Below are 16,498 nucleotides of genomic sequence, written 5' to 3' on the forward strand. Positions count from 1 at the left end.
ATGGGCTTCGCGCGCACGTGCTCCGTCGCCCTCGTCGGGGTCGAGGGTGTGGTGGTGGAGGTCCAGGCGGACCTCGAACCGGGCGTCGCCGCGTTCACCCTGGTGGGACTGCCGGACAAGAGCCTGACCGAGAGTCGGGATCGGGTGCGGGCGGCGGTGGTGAACTCGGGCGCCGAGTGGCCGCAGAAGAAACTCACGGTCGGACTCAGCCCCGCGTCCGTACCGAAAGCGGGCAGTGGGTTCGACCTGGCCGTCGCCTGCGCGGTGCTGGGGGCCGGCGAGCGTATCGATCCGCGCGTGCTCGCCGACATCGTGATGATCGGTGAGCTCGGCCTGGACGGGCGGGTGCGGCCGGTGCGCGGCATCCTGCCGGCGGTGCTGGCCGCGGCGGAGGCGGGCTACGAGCAGGTCGTCGTGCCCGAGTGCGCGGCCACCGAGGCCGCCCTGGTGCCTGGGGTGTCCGTGCTCGGCGTGCGCAGTCTGCGCCAGCTGATCGCCGTCCTGGCCGACGAGCCCGTGCCGGAGGAGGAACCCCACACGCACGGCCGCCCGGATCCGCTGCTCGCCGGACTGCGCCTCCCCGGTACCGGGTCCGCCACGGGCATGCGCACCGTCGGAGCCGCCCAGCAGGACCACGGGCACGACCTGGCCGACGTCGTCGGCCAGATCTCGGCGCGTACGGCGGTGGAGGTCGCAGCGGCCGGGGGACACCACCTGTTCCTGGAGGGCCCGCCCGGCGCCGGCAAGACGATGCTCGCGGAGCGGCTGCCCGGAATTCTGCCCCGCCTCACCCGGCAGGAGTCGCTGGAGGTCACCGCGGTCCACTCGGTGGCCGGGCTGCTGCCGCCCGGCAAGCCGCTGATCGACGTCGCTCCCTACTGCGCCCCGCACCACTCGGCCACCATGCAGGCGCTCGTCGGCGGCGGCGCCGGAATCGCCCGGCCCGGCGCGGTGTCGCTGTCCCATCGCGGGGTGCTGTTCCTCGACGAGACGCCGGAGTTCAACAGCCAGGCCCTGGATGCCCTGCGGCAACCGCTGGAAGCGGGGCAGGTCGTGATCGCGCGCAGTGCGGGGGTGGTGCGCTTCCCGGCGAAGTTCCTGATGGTGCTCGCCGCCAACCCCTGCCCGTGCGGGCGCTTCTCCCAGCGGGACGATCTGTGCGAGTGCCCGCCCGCGGCGATCCGACGCTACCAGGCCCGGCTGTCGGGACCGCTGCTGGACCGGGTCGACCTCCGCGTGGAGGTGGACCGCGTCACGCGGGCCGAGCTCGCCGACCGCGGGGCGCGCGGGGAGTCCACCGCGGCCGTCGCCGAACGGGTGCGCGCGGCGCGGGAACGGTCGGCCGTACGCCTGGCGGGCACTCCCTGGCGAACGAACAGCGAGGTGCCCGGCCGGGAACTGCGCAGCCGCTGGTATGCCGAGGCCGGCGCGATGGACGAGGCGGAACGCAGTCTGGAGCGAGGCATGCTCACGGCTCGGGGCCTCGACCGGGTGCTGCGGGTCGCCTGGACCGTGGCGGACCTCGTGGGGCACGACCGGCCCGACGCGACCGACGTGGTCCTGGCGCTGCAACTGCGCACCGGCGTTCCGCGTGGCGTGCCGATGGCCATCGGAGCGCTCACGTGACCGGCGGCGACCGGCCGGACGACGAACTGCTCGACCGGGTCTTCCTCACTCGGGTGATCGAACCCGGTGACGAGGTCGCCGGGCGGTGGGTGCGGGACTGGGGGGTCGGTGAGGTGGTGCGGCGGTTGCGGGGCGGTGGGACGCCGTTGACCGGGGTGAGTGAGACGAGGTGGGCCGGGTGGCGGGCGCGGGCTCGGCGGGCCGAGCCGGAACGGGATCTCGACGTGGCCCGGGCGGCCGGGGTGCGCTTCGTGCGCCCGGGGGACGCGGAGTGGCCGGGGCAGCTCGACGACCTGGGGTACGGCCGGCCGTTGGGGCTCTGGGTGCGGGGACCCGCCAGCCTGCGGATGTGGGCGCTGCGGTCCGTCGCCGTCGTGGGAGCCCGGGCCTGCACCGAGTACGGCGCCCACATGGCCGTCACCCTCGCCTGCGGCCTCGCCGAGCGCGGCTGGGTCGTCGTCTCCGGCGGCGCCTACGGCGTCGACGGCGCTGCCCACCGGGGCGCACTCGGCGCGGGCGGTGCCACCGTCGCCGTCCTGGCCTGCGGCGTCGACCGGCCCTATCCACGCGGGCACGCGCGCCTGATCGGCAGAATCGCCGAGCAGGGGCTGGTCGTGGGAGAGCTGCCGCCGGGGGACCATCCGACGCCCAGCCGGTTCATCGTGCGCAACCGTGTGATCGCCGCGCTGACCAGGGGGACCGTGGTCGTCGAGGCGGCCTGCCGCAGCGGATCGCTCGTCACCGCGCGGGCGGCGCAGCGGCTGGGGCGGCACACCATGGGCGTGCCCGGCCCGGCCACCAGCGCGCAGTCGGCCGGGGTGCACGAGCTGCTGCGCGGGGAGGCGACGCTGGTCACCGACGCGGCGGAGGTCGTCGAGCTGGTCGGCGACATGGGGGAACTGGCCCCCGTCCGGCGCGGGCCGGTGCTGCCGCGCGACCTGCTGGCACCCGGCGCCCGGCAGGTTCTGGCCGCACTGCCCGCGCGCGACAGCGCCACCGCCGAGGAGATCGCGCGGGGCGCGCCGACGACGGAGGACGACGCTATCGCCAGGCTGTACGAACTCAGAGCACTTGGTTACGTCGAACGACACGGCGATGGCTGGAAGTTGACACGCCAGGCAATGATCTCCCTTCGCGGCGGACGGGACGGATGTTGACCGAGAGTGTTCGGCCGTCCGGGGGAATCCCGATGCCCTTGGGAAATCCGGCAGTTGGCGGGCCGCGCCGGTCACGGAGAGCAACCGCCGTGACCCGGCGGAGCGCTCCGTGGAACGTTTCTGCGCACGGCGCCCCCGCCGTCCTTCGCGCACCGCGACTCCTCAGTCACGCTACGCTCACGAGGATCCAGACACTGTCCGGCAACTCGACACCAGAGCGACACCCACGTACCACGCTTCACGGCAGAACGGCACAAGGCGACGAATGCCCCAGCACACCTCCGGGTCCGACCGGGCGGCGATCCCCCCAGCCGCCCGCGACGGTGGCAGCGATCGGCCGCCCGCTCCCTCGACGCTCGACGAGCTCTGGCGGTCGTACAAGGAGACGGGGGACGAGCGGCTGCGGGAGCAGCTGATTCTGCATTACTCGCCGCTGGTGAAGTACGTGGCCGGCCGGGTGAGCGTGGGACTGCCGCCCAACGTCGAGCAGGCGGACTTCGTCTCCTCCGGGGTCTTCGGGCTGATCGACGCGATCGAGAAGTTCGACATCGACCGGGAGATCAAGTTCGAGACGTACGCGATCACGCGGATCCGGGGCGCGATGATCGACGAGCTGCGGGCGCTGGACTGGATCCCGCGGTCGGTGCGGCAGAAGGCGCGGAACGTGGAGCGGGCGTACGCCACGCTGGAGGCGCGGCTGCGGCGGACGCCGAGCGAGGGGGAGGTGGCCGCCGAGCTCGGCATCCCCGTGGACGAACTGCACGCGGTTTTCAGCCAGTTGTCACTGGCCAACGTGGTGGCGCTGGAGGAGCTGCTGCATGTCGGCGGCGAGGGCGGCGACCGGCTCAGCCTGATGGACACGCTGGAGGACACCGCCGCGGACAATCCGGTGGAGGTGGCCGAGGACCGCGAGCTGCGGCGGTTCCTGGCACGGGCGATCAACACCTTGCCCGAGCGGGAGAAGACCGTGGTCACGCTGTACTACTACGAAGGGCTCACGCTCGCCGAGATCGGCAATGTGCTCGGGGTGACCGAGAGCCGGGTGAGCCAGATCCACACCAAGTCCGTGCTCCAGTTGCGCGCGAAACTGGCCGGGTTCGGTCGTTGACCTGGCCGAACGCCGGTCGCGTGGTGTGCGGCACTCCCGTTGGGGGTGGTGCGTCCGTAAAGTGGTCGGCGTGCCAAGGATTCGAGCGGCCTCCGTGGCCGAGCACCGGTCGATGCAGCGAGCCGCCCTGCTGGACGCGGCTCGTTCCCTGCTGTCCGAGGGTGGGACGGAGGCGCTGACCTTCCCGGCCCTCGCCGAGCGGACGGGGCTCGCCCGGTCGTCCGTGTACGAGTACTTCCGGTCCCGGGCCGCCGTGGTCGAGGAGCTGTGCGAGGTCGACTTCCCGGTCTGGGCGGCGGAGGTCGAGGCGGCGATGGCCGCGGTGGACGGCGGCGAGGCCAAGGTCGAGGCGTACGTGCGGGCGCAGCTGGCGCTGGTGGGGGACCGGCGGCACCGGGCCGTCGTGGCGATCTCCGCGAGTGAGCTGGACGCCGGGGCCCGGGAGAAGATCCGGGCGGCCCACGGGGGGCTCGTCGCGATGATCGTGGAGGCGCTGCGGGAGATGGGGCACGCGGAGCCCAGGCTGGCGGCGATGCTGGTGCAGGGCGTCGTGGACTCGGCCGTGCGGCGGATCGAGCTGGGAGTCGAGGAGCCGTCGGTGGTGGCCGAGGCCGCGGTCGGGATGGTGCTGCGGGGCGTGCGCGGCTGACCCGGCTGGGTCGGGGTCCGGCCGGCCGGCAGTCGCGGCCGGTGTTGCGCGGCGTCAGCGGCCGGCGTCGCGCTGTTCGTGGCTTGGCACCGGCTGGATGGGCGAGTGTTCCCGCCGTCATGCAGGGAGCGAACCCGCGGCGCCGCCGCCGGGAACGGCACCCGCTGTCACGCCGGTAGCGCCACCCCGAGTACCGGCAGCAGCCGGGACGGTCCCCGGTGCAGTAGCCATGGGGGCAGCAGTGACAGCGGGTCCAGGTAGGTGTCGCCCCTGCGCAGGCCCCAGTGGAGGCACGGGGTCGTGCAGTGGGGGTCTCCTGGCTCCACCCGGCCGAGAACCTCCCCCGCCTCCACCTCGTCGCCCTTCCGTACCGAGGCCCGCACCGGCTGGTACGTCGTCCGCAGGGGCGGGTCGCCGGTTCCCGTCAGCTCCACCGAGACCACACCCTTTCCGGCCACCCGGCCGGCGTAGGAGACCCGGCCCGGCGCGACGGCTCGTACGGGTGTTCCGGGTGCGGCCGACAGGTCCACGCCCCGGTGCCCGCGGCCGTAGGGCGTCGCCGGGGGCAGCCAGCCGCGCAGGACCGCGGGACGGGTGCCGACCGGCCAGGCGCGGCCGACCGCCGGTACCGGGGCGGACGGCCTCGTCGAGGCGGGCGTCACCGGGTCGGCGGCATCGGCCGCGGGGGCCGGTGCGGCCGCCGCCAGAGTCAGGAACAGCGCCCAGGTCGCTCGTGCGCATCGCTTCGCTCGCATGGACCAAACCGTGCCGTACCGGACAGAATCCCGGCCCGGGGCTGTGGAGTACCCCCGGGTTGTGGACAGCGGCGTCACCCGCGGGGTCGACGGTCCCGTACACTTCTGGTGGCGATCCGGGTCACCGGGTCGACTTCGCACGCCCCGATGCAGGGCCGGCAACGGTTCGTATCAGCGCCCCTCGGTCCCTTGTGGCACGGCGCAGGTGGGCGTCAGGCGCGGGAGCCGTCCGGTCCCCGCGGCACAACCGAGAAACATGAGGAGAGTACGGCCATGGCCGTCGTCACGATGCGGGAGCTGCTGGAGAGCGGCGTCCACTTCGGTCACCAGACCCGCCGTTGGAACCCGAAGATGAAGCGCTTCATCTTCACCGAGCGCAACGGCATTTACATCATCGACCTGCTCCAGTCGCTGTCGTACATCGACCGCGCCTACGAGTTCGTCAAGGAGACCGTCGCCCACGGCGGCACGGTCATGTTCGTCGGCACGAAGAAGCAGGCGCAGGAGGCCATCGCCGAGCAGGCCACCCGCGTCGGCATGCCCTACGTCAACCAGCGCTGGCTGGGCGGCATGCTCACCAACTTCTCGACCGTCTACAAGCGTCTGCAGCGCCTGAAGGAGCTCGAGCAGATCGACTTCGAGGACGTCGCGTCCTCCGGTCTGACCAAGAAGGAGCTTCTCGTGCTCTCGCGCGAGAAGGCCAAGCTGGAGAAGACCCTCGGCGGTATCCGCGAGATGCAGAAGGTGCCCAGCGCCGTCTGGATCGTGGACACCAAGAAGGAGCACATCGCGGTCGGCGAGGCCCGGAAGCTCAACATTCCGGTCGTCGCCATCCTCGACACCAACTGTGACCCGGACGAGGTCGACTACAAGATCCCGGGCAACGACGACGCGATCCGCTCCGTCACCCTGCTCACCCGCGTGATCGCCGACGCCGTCGCCGAGGGCCTGATCGCCCGCTCCGGTGGTGCCGGTGAGGGCAAGGGCGAGAAGGCCGAGGGCGAGCCGCTCGCCGAGTGGGAGCGCGACCTGCTCGAGGGTGAGAAGAAGGCCGACTCCGAGGAAGCGGCGCCGGCTGCCGAGGCCGCCCCCGAGGCCGCCCCCGAGGCGCCGGCCGCGGACGCCGAGCAGGCCTGACCCTTCGGTGCCGACGGCGGGAGCGGTGACACGCAGTCCGCTCCCGCCGTTCACCCGTAGGTCACGGGTGCGTCGCGGGTCTCGATCTCCATGGAGACCGCGGAACCCGCAGACGTGGAAACCCGCAGATCTTCGATCTTCCAGACTTCGAGAAAGATTCACAGACTCATGGCGAACTACACCGCCGCCGACGTCAAGAAGCTCCGTGAGCTCACCGGCGCCGGCATGATGGACTGCAAGAAGGCGCTGGACGAGGCCGAGGGCAACGTCGAGAAGGCCGTCGAGGCGCTCCGCATCAAGGGCCAGAAGGGCGTCGCCAAGCGTGAGGGCCGCTCCGCCGAGAACGGCGCCGTGGTCTCCATCATCGCCGACGACAACTCCTCCGGCGTCCTGGTCGAGCTGAAGTGCGAGACGGACTTCGTCGCCAAGGGCGAGAAGTTCCAGGCCGCCGCCAAGGCGATCGCCGAGCACGTCGCCAAGACCTCCCCGGCCGACCTGGAGGCGCTGCTCGCCTCCGAGATCGAGGCCGGCAAGACCGTCCAGGCGTTCGTGGACGAGGCCAACGCCAACCTCGGCGAGAAGATCGTCCTGGACCGCTTCGCGCAGTTCTCCGACGGCTTCGTGACCGCGTACATGCACCGCACGATGCCCGACCTGCCCCCGCAGATCGGTGTCCTCGTCGAGCTCGACAAGCCCAACGCCGAGGTCGCCAAGGGCGTCGCGCAGCACATCGCCGCGTTCGCGCCGAAGTACCTCTCCAAGGAGGAGGTGCCGGCCGACGTCGTCGAGACCGAGCGCCGCATCGCCGAGGAGACCACCCGCGCCGAGGGCAAGCCCGAGGCCGCGATCGCCAAGATCGTCGAGGGTCGTCTCAACGGCTTCTTCAAGGACGCCACGCTGCTCGGCCAGCCGTACGCGCTCGACAACAAGAAGTCGGTCCAGAAGGTCCTGGACGAGGCCGGTGTCACCCTGAAGCGCTTCACGCGCATCAAGGTCGGCATCTGAGTCGTACCGCGATCGACGCGCGGCCCGGGGCGGAATGCCGCTAGGGTCGACCGCAGTCGTCCGCGTCGCCCGCGTGGGCCGGCGCGCACGCGCGAGTGACGGACGACAGCAGATCTGACGAGGAGGCCATTGCCGCGTAGGGGATGAGAAACCCACCACCGGCAATGGCCTTCTTCGTATGTGCAACCCGTAAAAGAGGCGAGAACCCCATGACGACCCAGACCCAGAAGAGCGACGACGGCAAAGTGCGAGGCCGGTTTCTGCTGAAGCTGTCCGGAGAGGCCTTCTCCGGCGGCGGGGGCCTGGGCGTCGACCCGGACGTGGTGCACGCCATGGCACGCGAGATCGCGGCCGTCGTACGTGACGGCGCGCAGATCGCCGTCGTGATCGGCGGCGGCAACTTCTTCCGCGGTGCCGAACTCCAGCAGCGCGGCATGGACCGCGCCCGCTCCGACTACATGGGCATGCTCGGCACCGTGATGAACTGCCTCGCCCTCCAGGACTTTCTGGAGAAGGAGGGCATCCAGTGCCGCGTGCAGACCGCCATCACCATGGGGCAGGTCGCCGAGCCGTACATCCCGCTGCGCGCCGTACGGCATCTGGAGAAGGGCCGCGTGGTCATCTTCGGCGCCGGCATGGGCATGCCGTACTTCTCCACCGACACCACCGCCGCCCAGCGCGCGCTGGAGATCGACGCCGAGGCCCTGCTGATGGGCAAGAACGGGGTGGACGGGGTCTACGACTCCGACCCGAAGACCAACCCGGACGCGGTCAAGTTCGACTCGCTCGGCTACGGCGAGGTCATCACCCGCGACCTGAAGGTCGCCGACGCCACCGCCATCACGCTGTGCCGCGACAACAAGCTGCCGATCGTGGTCTTCGAACTCCTGACGGAGGGCAATATCGCCCGCGCCGTCAAGGGTGAGAAGATCGGCACGCTGGTGGGTGACCAGGGCAGCCGGGACTGACCTGGTTTCAGCCATGCCGTCGGCCGGACGCCACCTGTCCGGCGGACGGACGGGACGGACCCCGGCCGGAGGATGGACAATGTTCTGCCGGTCGGGAAACGTGCAGGAAGAAGACGCGACGCAGCCGGCCGCCGCCGCCAAGGAACCGCAGCCGGGCCTACTCAAGACACGCAGGAGCAAGTGGTGATCGAAGAGACCCTCCTCGAAGCCGAGGAGAAGATGGAGAAGGCCGTCGTGGTCGCCAAGGAGGACTTCGCCGCGATCCGCACCGGCCGTGCGCACCCGGCGATGTTCAACAAAATCGTGGCCGACTACTACGGCGCGCCGACGCCGATCAACCAGCTGGCTTCGTTCTCCGTGCCGGAGCCGCGCATGGCGGTCGTCACCCCGTTCGACAAGAGCGCGCTGCGCAACATCGAGCAGGCGATCCGCGACTCCGACCTGGGCGTCAACCCCAGCAACGACGGCAACATCATCCGAGTGGTGTTCCCCGAGCTGACCGAGGAGCGCCGGCGCGAGTACATCAAGGTCGCCAAGGGCAAGGGCGAGGACGCCAAGGTGTCCATCCGCTCCGTCCGCCGCAAGGCCAAGGACGCCATCGACAAGCTGATCAAGGACGGCGAGGTCGGCGAGGACGAGGGCCGCCGTGCGGAGAAGGAGCTCGACGACACCACGGCGAAGTACGTCGCCCAGGTGGACGAGCTGCTCAAGCACAAGGAAGCCGAGCTGCTCGAGGTCTGATGAACGACTCTCCCTGGGGGGCGCCGCCCCACGCCGGGTACTGGGGGCCGTCCGACAGGGGGCCTGTCCAGGGGGCCGCCCCGGCGGGTCCCACGTACGATGCGCATGACGCGCAGCAGACTCGCCCCATGCCCATCGTGCCCGACGTATCCGCACACGGCGGAAGCCAGGATGACGACCGGGGGGCCGCCCGGCTGGGCGGCCCCTTGTTCCGCGACGAGAGCCCGTCGGCGCCACCCCACGGCACGGTGCCGCAGAATCCGGAGCCCATGCACGACGCCCCTCAGCCGGCGCCCGCACCGCAGAAGAAGAGTGCGGGCCGCGACCTGGGCGCGGCGATAGGGGTCGGGGTCGGGCTCGGTGCGGTGATCATCGCGTCCCTGTTCATCGTCAAGGCGGTGTTCGTCGGGGTCGTGGCGGTGGCCGTCGTGGTGGGCCTGTGGGAGCTGACCAAGCGGCTGGAGGAGCGCAAGGGCATTCACGCTCCACTCGTGCCGCTGGCGGTCGGTGGCGCGGCGATGGTCGTCGCCGGGTATGTGCGGGGCGCCGAGGGCGCGTGGGTGGCGATGGCCCTCACCGCGCTGGCGGTGCTGGTCTGGCGGATGACGGAACCGCCGGAGGACTATCTCAGGGACGTGACGGCCGGGGTCTTCGCGGCGTTCTACGTCCCGTTCCTGGCGACGTTCGTCGCGATGATGCTGACCGCGGAGGACGGGCCGCAGCGGGTGTTCGTGTTCCTGCTGCTCACGGTGGTCAGCGACACGGGGGCCTACGCCGTCGGCTGGCGCTTCGGGCGGCACAAGCTGGCTCCGCGCATCAGCCCCGGCAAGACCCGTGAGGGCCTGGTCGGCGCGGTCAGCTTCGCCATGGCCGCCGGCGCGTTGTGCATGGAGTTCCTGATCGACGACGGCACGTGGTGGCAGGGCCTGCTGCTGGGCCTCGCGGTCGCCGCGAGTGCCACCCTGGGCGACCTCGGCGAGTCGATGATCAAGCGGGACCTCGGCATCAAGGACATGGGCACGTTGCTGCCGGGGCACGGCGGCATCATGGACCGGCTGGACTCGTTGCTGCCCACGGCCCCCGTGGTGTGGCTGCTGCTGGTGCTGTTCGTGGGGTCCGGCTGAGTCGTCGCGCGCGTTCCGAGGAGCCCCTGCCCTGTGACGGGCGGGGGCTCTTTGTCATCGGGGTCCGTTCGGACCGGAGTCGGTCGGATGGGGGACCGCGCACCCAGCCGAGCGGTCCAGGTCCCGTTGCCGGGGCCGGGGATCGGGTCGCGACTGCCGCGGCCTCTCCAGCAGCACCGCCGTTCACCCCATGCGCCGGGCCGGTGCCCACGGCGGCCTACTCCAGAAAACCGAGTGCGGTGTCGGGGCGGCAGTGCGGGCATGCCGGCACCTGGCGGCGCAGCGCGTCCAGCGCCTGCGCGCGGGAGGCGCCCACACACCGGTCGTTCCTGGCCGCGACCCAGCACTCGCCGGCGTGCACGGCCACCAGATTGCTCTTGTTCAGGCCCCGCTCGACCAGCCACTCCGGTGGCGGCGGCCGCATCTCGTCGGCTCGACGGCGCTCCGATTCCCGGCGCTGCTCGTCGGCGATCCACCGGTCGAGCTGTGCCAGCGCCGCCGTCGCCTGCTGGACCACCACACGGCGTGCGAACCGCAACAGCTCCAGACGAGAAGGCGGGGTATCGTTCACGCGTTCGATTCTAGATTCGCGTCTTCGCGTGAGCAGCACGGGGCCGGGTCGGAGAGGCTGCTCTCCCGAGCGTCGAGCCGAACCGGGGTGAATCAGGCGCGCTGCCGGCGGTCGCCGACCAGGGCGGCCACCGTGGTGACGGCCAACGCTGACATCCACAGGCGACATCAACAGCGCCGACGCACGCGGGCCCCCCATGACAGCTCAGTGCGGTACTGGCGAACTGCCGACGGCCCAGCCCACCAGTGCCTGCCCGCATCTTTCGAGCGCCGGAGCACATTCCGAGCCGATGAGGAGCAGGAGGGGGGCGGTGCGCCGGCGCGACTGGGATCCCGAGGCGAACCCGGGGACCTTGCAATTCCCGCCCCCTTGGCCGCCGAGGCCCTTGTCGGACGCATCGAACCGGCCCGTCGCGCCAGAAGCCGGCACCTGCCGCCGACAACCTGATGGCGTCGGCCGCCGCAGGTCACCCAAGTGGATCTGCGACACTGGTACAGCCATGCCTAAGCCCGGAGAACTCACATTCGTCGCCCCGCGCGGAGCCAAGAAGCCGCCGCGGCATCTTGCCGATCTCACGCCTGCCGAGCGCAAGGAAGTCGTTGCCGAGATCGGTGAGAAGCCGTTTCGTGCCAAGCAGCTCTCGCAGCACTACTTCGCGCGGTACGCGCACGACCCGGAGCAGTGGACCGACATCCCGGCCGCGGCGCGGGGGAAGCTGCGGGAGGCGTTGCTTCCCGAGCTGATGACCGTCGTCCGGCATCTGTCGACGGACGAGGGCACCACCCGCAAGACGCTGTGGCGGCTGTTCGACGGCACGCTCGTCGAGTCGGTGCTGATGCGGTACCCGGACCGGGTGACCATGTGCATCAGCTCGCAGGCCGGCTGCGGTATGAACTGTCCCTTCTGCGCCACCGGGCAGGCCGGGCTCGACCGGAATCTGTCGACCGCCGAGATCGTGCACCAGATCGTCGACGGCATGCGGGCGCTGCGGGACGGCGAGGTGCCCGGCGGGCCCGCGCGGCTGTCCAACATCGTCTTCATGGGCATGGGCGAGCCCCTCGCCAACTACAAGCGTGTCGTGGGAGCCATCCGCGCGCTCACCGATCCCGAGCCGGACGGGCTCGGGCTGTCGCAGCGCGGCATCACCGTGTCGACCGTCGGACTCGTCCCGGCGATTCACCGGTTCGCCGACGAGGGCTTCAAGTGCCGCCTCGCCATCTCGCTGCACGCCCCCGACGACGAACTGCGCGACACCCTCGTGCCCGTCAACACCCGCTGGAAGGTGCGCGAGGTGCTCGACGCCGGGTTCGACTACGTCCAGAAGTCCGGGCGGCGGCTGTCCATCGAGTACGCGCTGATCCGGGACATCAACGACCAGGCCTGGCGCGGCGACCGGCTCGGCCGGCTGCTCAAGGGCAAGCCCGTGCACGTCAACCTGATCCCGCTGAACCCGACACCCGGCTCCAAGTGGACCGCCTCCCGGCCCGAGGACGAGAAGGCGTTCGTCGAGGCCATCGCCGCCCATGGTGTGCCGGTGACGATCCGGGACACCCGTGGACAGGAGATCGACGGGGCGTGTGGTCAGCTCGCAGCCACCGAGCGGTAGTCTGACGCCGTACACATCTTCATATTCCGGCAGGGGAGCGCCACAGCGCTGAGAGTGCGGCAGCCATGACCACTTGGTGGGCCGCAGACCCTCTGAACCTCGCCCAGGTCATTCTGGGTAGGGAGATCGGTCGTCACTCGAGCTGTTGCGCCCTGCCCGGGAACCGTTCCAGGTCCCGGGCAGGGCCGCGTCTCTTCCTGGTCAGCCAGGAGGAAATCAGTGAGCAACACCAAGAAGTTCACAGCCGTCGTCGTCGGGCTGGGGCTGGTCACGCTGTCCGCGTGCGGGTCCGAAGAGTCCGCCGGCTCCGGGGACTCCAAGACGGTCACCCTGGTAAGCCATGACTCCTGGGTCGTGTCCAAGAGCGTGATCGCCGACTTCGAGAAGCAGTCCGGCTACCAGGTCAAGGTCCTCAAGGACGGCGACGCGGGCCAGGCCGTCAACAAGGCCATCCTGACCAAGGACAACCCGCAGGGCGACGTCCTGTTCGGCGTCGACAACACCCTGCTGTCCCGCGCGCTCGACAACGGCCTGTTCCAGCCGCACGAGGCGAAGGACTCCGACCTGGTCCTGCCCGAGTACCGGGCCGACCAGGAACAGCACCGGGTCACCGCCGTGGACACCGGCGACATCTGCGTCAACTACGACAAGGCCTACTTCAGCGAGCGCAAGCTGGAGCCGCCGAAGACCCTCGACGACCTGGTCGAGCCCCCGTACAAGAACCTGCTCGTCACCGAGAACGCGTCCACCTCCTCACCGGGCCTCGGCTTCCTGCTCGGCACCGCCGCGAAGTACGGGGACGACGGCTGGGCGGACTACTGGAAGAAGCTCAAGGCCAACGGCGTGAAGGTGGTCGACGGCTGGGAGCAGGCGTACAACGAGGAGTTCTCCGGTTCGGCGGGCGGGAAGAAGGCGGGCGGCGACCGGCCGCTGGTCGTGTCCTACGCCTCCTCGCCGCCCGCCGAGGTCGTCTTCGCCGACCCGAAGCCGAAGACCGCCCCGACCGGCGTGGCCGAGGGCACCTGCTTCCGGCAGGTCGAGTACGCCGGGCTGCTGAGCAACGCGAAGAACCCCGAGGGCGGCAAGGCGCTGCTCGACTTCATGCTCACCAAGCAGTTCCAGGACGACATGCCGCTGAACATGTTCGTCTACCCGGTGCGGGAGGGCGCCCAGGTGCCCCAGGAGTTCGTCAAGTACGGCCCGCAGGCGAAGGATCCCCAGACCATGGACCCCGCGAAGATCGCCGAAAACCGTGACGAGTGGGTCAAGTCGTGGACGTCGCTCGTACTGAAGTAGCCCTGAAGAGGCGCGTCGGGCGCGGTGGCGCGGCGCGGCTCGGGCTCCTCGCCCTGCCCGTCGCGTTCTTCGCGGTCTTCTTCGCCTACCCCGTCGCCGCGATCGTCGGCCGGGGACTGAAGGCCGACGGCACCTGGCAGTTCGGGCGACTCGCCGACGTGCTGACCCAGTCCGGTGTCCGGGACGTCCTGTGGTTCACCACCTGGCAGGCGCTGGCCTCCACCGCGCTGACGCTGCTGATCGCCCTGCCGGGCGCCTATGTGTTCGCCCGGTTCGCCTTCCCCGGCAAACAGGTCCTGCGGGCGGTCGTCACCGTCCCGTTCGTGCTGCCGACGGTGGTGGTCGGGACGGCGTTCCTGGCGCTGGCCGGACGCGGCGGGCTGCTGGACGAGCTGTGGGGCGTACGGCTGGACACCACCGTGTGGGCGATCCTGCTCGCGCACGTCTTCTTCAACTACGCGGTCGTCGTACGGACGGTCGGCGGGCTCTGGGCGCAGCTCGACCCACGGCAGGAGGAGGCCGCGCGGATGCTCGGGGCGTCACGCCTCACCGCCTGGCGGACCGTCACCCTGCCCGCCCTCGCGCCCGCCGTCGCCGCCGCCGCGCTGATGGTCTTCCTGTTCACCTTCACCTCCTTCGGTGTGGTGCAGATCCTCGGCGGTCCGACCTTCTCCACCCTCGAAGTGGAGATCTACCGGCAGACGACGGAGATCTTCGACCTCACCACCGCAGCGGTGCTGACGCTGGTCCAGTTCACGGCGGTGGGCGCCGTGCTCGCCGTGCACGCCTGGACCGTACGGCGGCGGGAGACCGCCCTGCGGCTGGTGGACGCCTCGGTGACCGCGCGCCGGCCGCGCGGCGCAGGGCAGTGGGCGCTGCTGGCCGGCGTCCTCGTCACCATCGCCGTCCTGCTTCTGCTGCCGCTGGCCGTGCTGGTGCAGCGGTCGTTCGACGCGTCCGGATTCGCCTACTACCGGGCGCTCACCAGCGAGGACGGCGGCACCTTCCTGGTCCCGCCGATCGACGCGATCGGCAATTCGCTGTCGTACGCCGTCGTCGCCACCGCGATCGCCGTGCTGGTCGGCGGGCTCGCGGCGGTGGCGCTGACCCGGCGGGACGCGGGTCGGTTCGTGCGCGGGTTCGACGCGCTGCTGATGCTGCCGCTGGGGGTGTCGGCGGTGACGGTCGGGTTCGGGTTCCTGATCGCGCTCGACGAGCCGCCGCTGAACCTGCGTGCCTCGTGGATCTTGGTGCCGCTGGCGCAGGCGCTGGTCGGGGTGCCGTTCGTCGTCCGGACGATGCTGCCCGTGCTGCGCGCGGTGGACGTACGGCTGCGCGAGGCGGCGGCGGTGCTCGGGGCGTCGCCGTGGCGGGCCTGGCGTGAGGTGGACCTGCCGATGGTGCGACGGGCGCTGCTGGTCGCGGCCGGGTTCGCCTTCGCCGTGTCGCTCGGGGAGTTCGGGGCGACCGTGTTCATCGCACGGCCGGACCGTCCCACGCTGCCGGTGGCCGTGGCACGGCTGCTGGGACGGCCCGGTGACCTCAACTACGGGCAGGCGATGGCCCTGTCGACGATTCTGATGGTGGTGTGCGCGGTGGCGCTGCTGGTTCTGGAGCGGCTGCGGACCGACCGGACGGGGGAGTTCTGATGCTGCTCGGCCTGCAGAAGGCGACCGTACGCTTCGGCGGGCGGCCCGTGCTCGACGGGGTGGACCTGACCGTCGCCGAGCACGAGGTGGTGTGCGTGCTCGGGCCCAGCGGCAGCGGCAAGTCGACACTGCTGCGAGCCGTGGCCGGGCTGCAGCTCCTCGACTCCGGGCGCGTGCTGCTGGATGGGCGCGACCAGGCCGGGGTGCCCGCGCACCGCCGGGGGGTCGGGCTGATGTTCCAGGACCATCAGCTGTTCCCGCAGCGGGACGTGGGCGGCAACGTGGCCTTCGGGCTGCGGATGCACGGGGCGTCGACGGCGCAACAACAGGAGCGCGTACGGGAGTTGCTGGACCTGGTCGGGCTTCCGGGTGCCGCCCACCGGGCGGTCGCGGCGCTGTCCGGCGGCGAGCAGCAGCGGGTGGCGCTGGCGAGGGCGCTGGCGCCGCGGCCCCGGCTGCTGATGCTGGACGAGCCGCTCGGCCAGCTGGACCGGTCGCTGCGGGAGCGGCTGGTCGTGGAGCTGCGGGAGCTGTTCGGCCGGCTCGGCACGACCGTGCTGGCGGTGACGCACGACCAGGGGGAGGCCTTCGCGCTGGCCGACCGGGTGGTGGTGATGCGGGACGGGCGGATCGCGCAGTCCGGTACGCCGCTCCAGGTGTGGCAGCGGCCCGCGGACGCCTTCGTGGCGCGCTTTTTGGGCTTCGACAATGTGATCGACGCGACGGTCGGCGGGCAGGTCGCGGACACGGCGTGGGGGAAGCTGCCGGTGCCGGAGGGCGCGGCGCAGGGGGCGCGGGACGTTCTCGTGCGGCCCGCCGGTGTGCGTCTCGTGGTGGCGGACGCCGGGTTGCGGTGCACGGTGACCGCTCGGACGTTCAAGGGCACCCATGTCGCCGTGCATCTGCAACCCGCCGACGCGGCGCCCCGGTTGGAGGCGGCGTGCGCCCTGCGCGAGGCGCCGGAGGTGGGGGAGACGGTGGGCGTCGAGTTCGACGGCGCGGATGTCGTGGTGCTCGGCTGATCCGGCGCTCGCGGGGTTGCGGGCATGACGCGACTCGCACATGACCGGTACGGCGACGCGATCACCCACCAGGTACGGCGGGTG

Annotated in this window: 15 protein-coding genes; 13 read left to right on the forward strand and 2 right to left on the reverse strand. The window is 71.2% G+C overall.

Going from position 1 to position 16,498, the window contains the following annotated elements; translation table 11 throughout:
- The 4 genes from IPT68_RS26705 (at window position 1) to IPT68_RS26720 (ending at window position 4,540) form a co-directional block, all read left to right on the forward strand.
- Window positions 1–1,626 (forward strand): YifB family Mg chelatase-like AAA ATPase, encoded by a 1,626-nt coding sequence (locus IPT68_RS26705; protein WP_189700811.1) that lies wholly within the window; start codon window positions 1–3, stop codon window positions 1,624–1,626.
- Window positions 1,623–2,783 (forward strand): DNA-processing protein DprA, encoded by a 1,161-nt coding sequence (gene dprA, locus IPT68_RS26710; protein ID WP_189700810.1) that lies wholly within the window; start codon window positions 1,623–1,625, stop codon window positions 2,781–2,783. Before IPT68_RS26705 ends, dprA begins: the two co-directional genes overlap by 4 nt.
- Before the next feature lie 265 nt (window positions 2,784–3,048).
- Window positions 3,049–3,891: an RNA polymerase sigma factor WhiG gene (gene whiG / locus IPT68_RS26715; protein WP_189700809.1), complete on the forward strand. Its 843-nt coding sequence runs from the start codon at window positions 3,049–3,051 to the stop codon at window positions 3,889–3,891.
- 94 nt (window positions 3,892–3,985) lie between these two features.
- Complete coding sequence (locus tag IPT68_RS26720; protein ID WP_189700885.1) at window positions 3,986–4,540, forward strand: TetR/AcrR family transcriptional regulator; 555 nt, start codon at window positions 3,986–3,988, stop codon at window positions 4,538–4,540.
- Window positions 4,541–4,707: 167 nt separating this feature from the next.
- Here IPT68_RS26720 and IPT68_RS26725 read toward each other — a convergent pair whose 3' ends face one another.
- Window positions 4,708–5,295: a murein hydrolase activator EnvC family protein gene (locus IPT68_RS26725; protein WP_189700808.1), complete on the reverse strand. Its 588-nt coding sequence runs from the start codon at window positions 5,293–5,295 to the stop codon at window positions 4,708–4,710.
- 273 nt (window positions 5,296–5,568) lie between these two features.
- Between IPT68_RS26725 and rpsB the strand changes: the two genes are divergently transcribed.
- The 5 genes from rpsB (at window position 5,569) to IPT68_RS26750 (ending at window position 10,270) form a co-directional block, all read left to right on the forward strand.
- Complete coding sequence (rpsB, locus tag IPT68_RS26730; protein ID WP_189700807.1) at window positions 5,569–6,432, forward strand: 30S ribosomal protein S2; 864 nt, start codon at window positions 5,569–5,571, stop codon at window positions 6,430–6,432.
- A gap of 168 nt (window positions 6,433–6,600) precedes the next feature.
- The gene (gene tsf / locus IPT68_RS26735) at window positions 6,601–7,437 is read left to right on the forward strand and encodes a translation elongation factor Ts (RefSeq protein WP_189700806.1); all 837 of its coding nucleotides are present in this window, start codon (window positions 6,601–6,603) and stop codon (window positions 7,435–7,437) included.
- Between the two features lie 209 nt (window positions 7,438–7,646).
- Window positions 7,647–8,405 carry a UMP kinase gene (pyrH, locus tag IPT68_RS26740; RefSeq protein WP_189700805.1) on the forward strand — a complete coding sequence of 253 codons (759 nt, stop codon included), beginning with the start codon at window positions 7,647–7,649 and terminating at the stop codon, window positions 8,403–8,405.
- A gap of 183 nt (window positions 8,406–8,588) precedes the next feature.
- Complete coding sequence (gene frr / locus IPT68_RS26745; protein WP_014675285.1) at window positions 8,589–9,146, forward strand: ribosome recycling factor; 558 nt, start codon at window positions 8,589–8,591, stop codon at window positions 9,144–9,146.
- Entirely contained in the window at window positions 9,146–10,270 is a 1,125-nt protein-coding gene (locus tag IPT68_RS26750; protein ID WP_189700804.1) for a phosphatidate cytidylyltransferase, read from the forward strand. Before frr ends, IPT68_RS26750 begins: the two co-directional genes overlap by 1 nt.
- Before the next feature lie 217 nt (window positions 10,271–10,487).
- Here IPT68_RS26750 and IPT68_RS26755 read toward each other — a convergent pair whose 3' ends face one another.
- Window positions 10,488–10,841: a DUF6233 domain-containing protein gene (locus IPT68_RS26755; protein WP_189700803.1), complete on the reverse strand. Its 354-nt coding sequence runs from the start codon at window positions 10,839–10,841 to the stop codon at window positions 10,488–10,490.
- Window positions 10,842–11,340: 499 nt separating this feature from the next.
- On the opposite strand from IPT68_RS26755, the gene rlmN reads away from it, so the two are divergent.
- The 4 genes from rlmN (at window position 11,341) to IPT68_RS26775 (ending at window position 16,414) form a co-directional block, all read left to right on the forward strand.
- The gene (gene rlmN, locus IPT68_RS26760; RefSeq protein ID WP_189700802.1) at window positions 11,341–12,447 is read left to right on the forward strand and encodes a 23S rRNA (adenine(2503)-C(2))-methyltransferase RlmN; all 1,107 of its coding nucleotides are present in this window, start codon (window positions 11,341–11,343) and stop codon (window positions 12,445–12,447) included.
- Window positions 12,448–12,666: 219 nt separating this feature from the next.
- Window positions 12,667–13,743, forward strand: coding sequence for a thiamine ABC transporter substrate-binding protein (locus IPT68_RS26765; RefSeq protein WP_189700801.1), 1,077 nt, complete (start codon window positions 12,667–12,669; stop codon window positions 13,741–13,743).
- The gene (locus IPT68_RS26770; RefSeq protein ID WP_228039915.1) at window positions 13,719–15,392 is read left to right on the forward strand and encodes an ABC transporter permease; all 1,674 of its coding nucleotides are present in this window, start codon (window positions 13,719–13,721) and stop codon (window positions 15,390–15,392) included. Before IPT68_RS26765 ends, IPT68_RS26770 begins: the two co-directional genes overlap by 25 nt.
- Window positions 15,392–16,414 (forward strand): ABC transporter ATP-binding protein, encoded by a 1,023-nt coding sequence (locus tag IPT68_RS26775; protein WP_189700800.1) that lies wholly within the window; start codon window positions 15,392–15,394, stop codon window positions 16,412–16,414. Before IPT68_RS26770 ends, IPT68_RS26775 begins: the two co-directional genes overlap by 1 nt.
- Window positions 16,415–16,498: the final 84 nt, after the last annotated feature.

It is taken from the genome of Streptomyces chromofuscus, from assembly GCF_015160875.1.
GTDB lineage: Bacteria > Actinomycetota > Actinomycetes > Streptomycetales > Streptomycetaceae > Streptomyces > Streptomyces chromofuscus.

Coding starts and splice junctions, on each gene's coding strand:
- rlmN (WP_189700802.1), top strand. CDS start 11,341: ATGCCTAAGCCCGGAGAACTCACATTCGTCGCCCCGCGCGGAGCCAAG.
- IPT68_RS26725 (WP_189700808.1), bottom strand. CDS start 5,295: ATGCGAGCGAAGCGATGCGCACGAGCGACCTGGGCGCTGTTCCTGACT.
- tsf (WP_189700806.1), top strand. CDS start 6,601: ATGGCGAACTACACCGCCGCCGACGTCAAGAAGCTCCGTGAGCTCACC.
- pyrH (WP_189700805.1), top strand. CDS start 7,647: ATGACGACCCAGACCCAGAAGAGCGACGACGGCAAAGTGCGAGGCCGG.
- IPT68_RS26775 (WP_189700800.1), top strand. CDS start 15,392: ATGCTGCTCGGCCTGCAGAAGGCGACCGTACGCTTCGGCGGGCGGCCC.
- rpsB (WP_189700807.1), top strand. CDS start 5,569: ATGGCCGTCGTCACGATGCGGGAGCTGCTGGAGAGCGGCGTCCACTTC.
- IPT68_RS26705 (WP_189700811.1), top strand. CDS start 1: ATGGGCTTCGCGCGCACGTGCTCCGTCGCCCTCGTCGGGGTCGAGGGT.
- IPT68_RS26750 (WP_189700804.1), top strand. CDS start 9,146: ATGAACGACTCTCCCTGGGGGGCGCCGCCCCACGCCGGGTACTGGGGG.
- whiG (WP_189700809.1), top strand. CDS start 3,049: ATGCCCCAGCACACCTCCGGGTCCGACCGGGCGGCGATCCCCCCAGCC.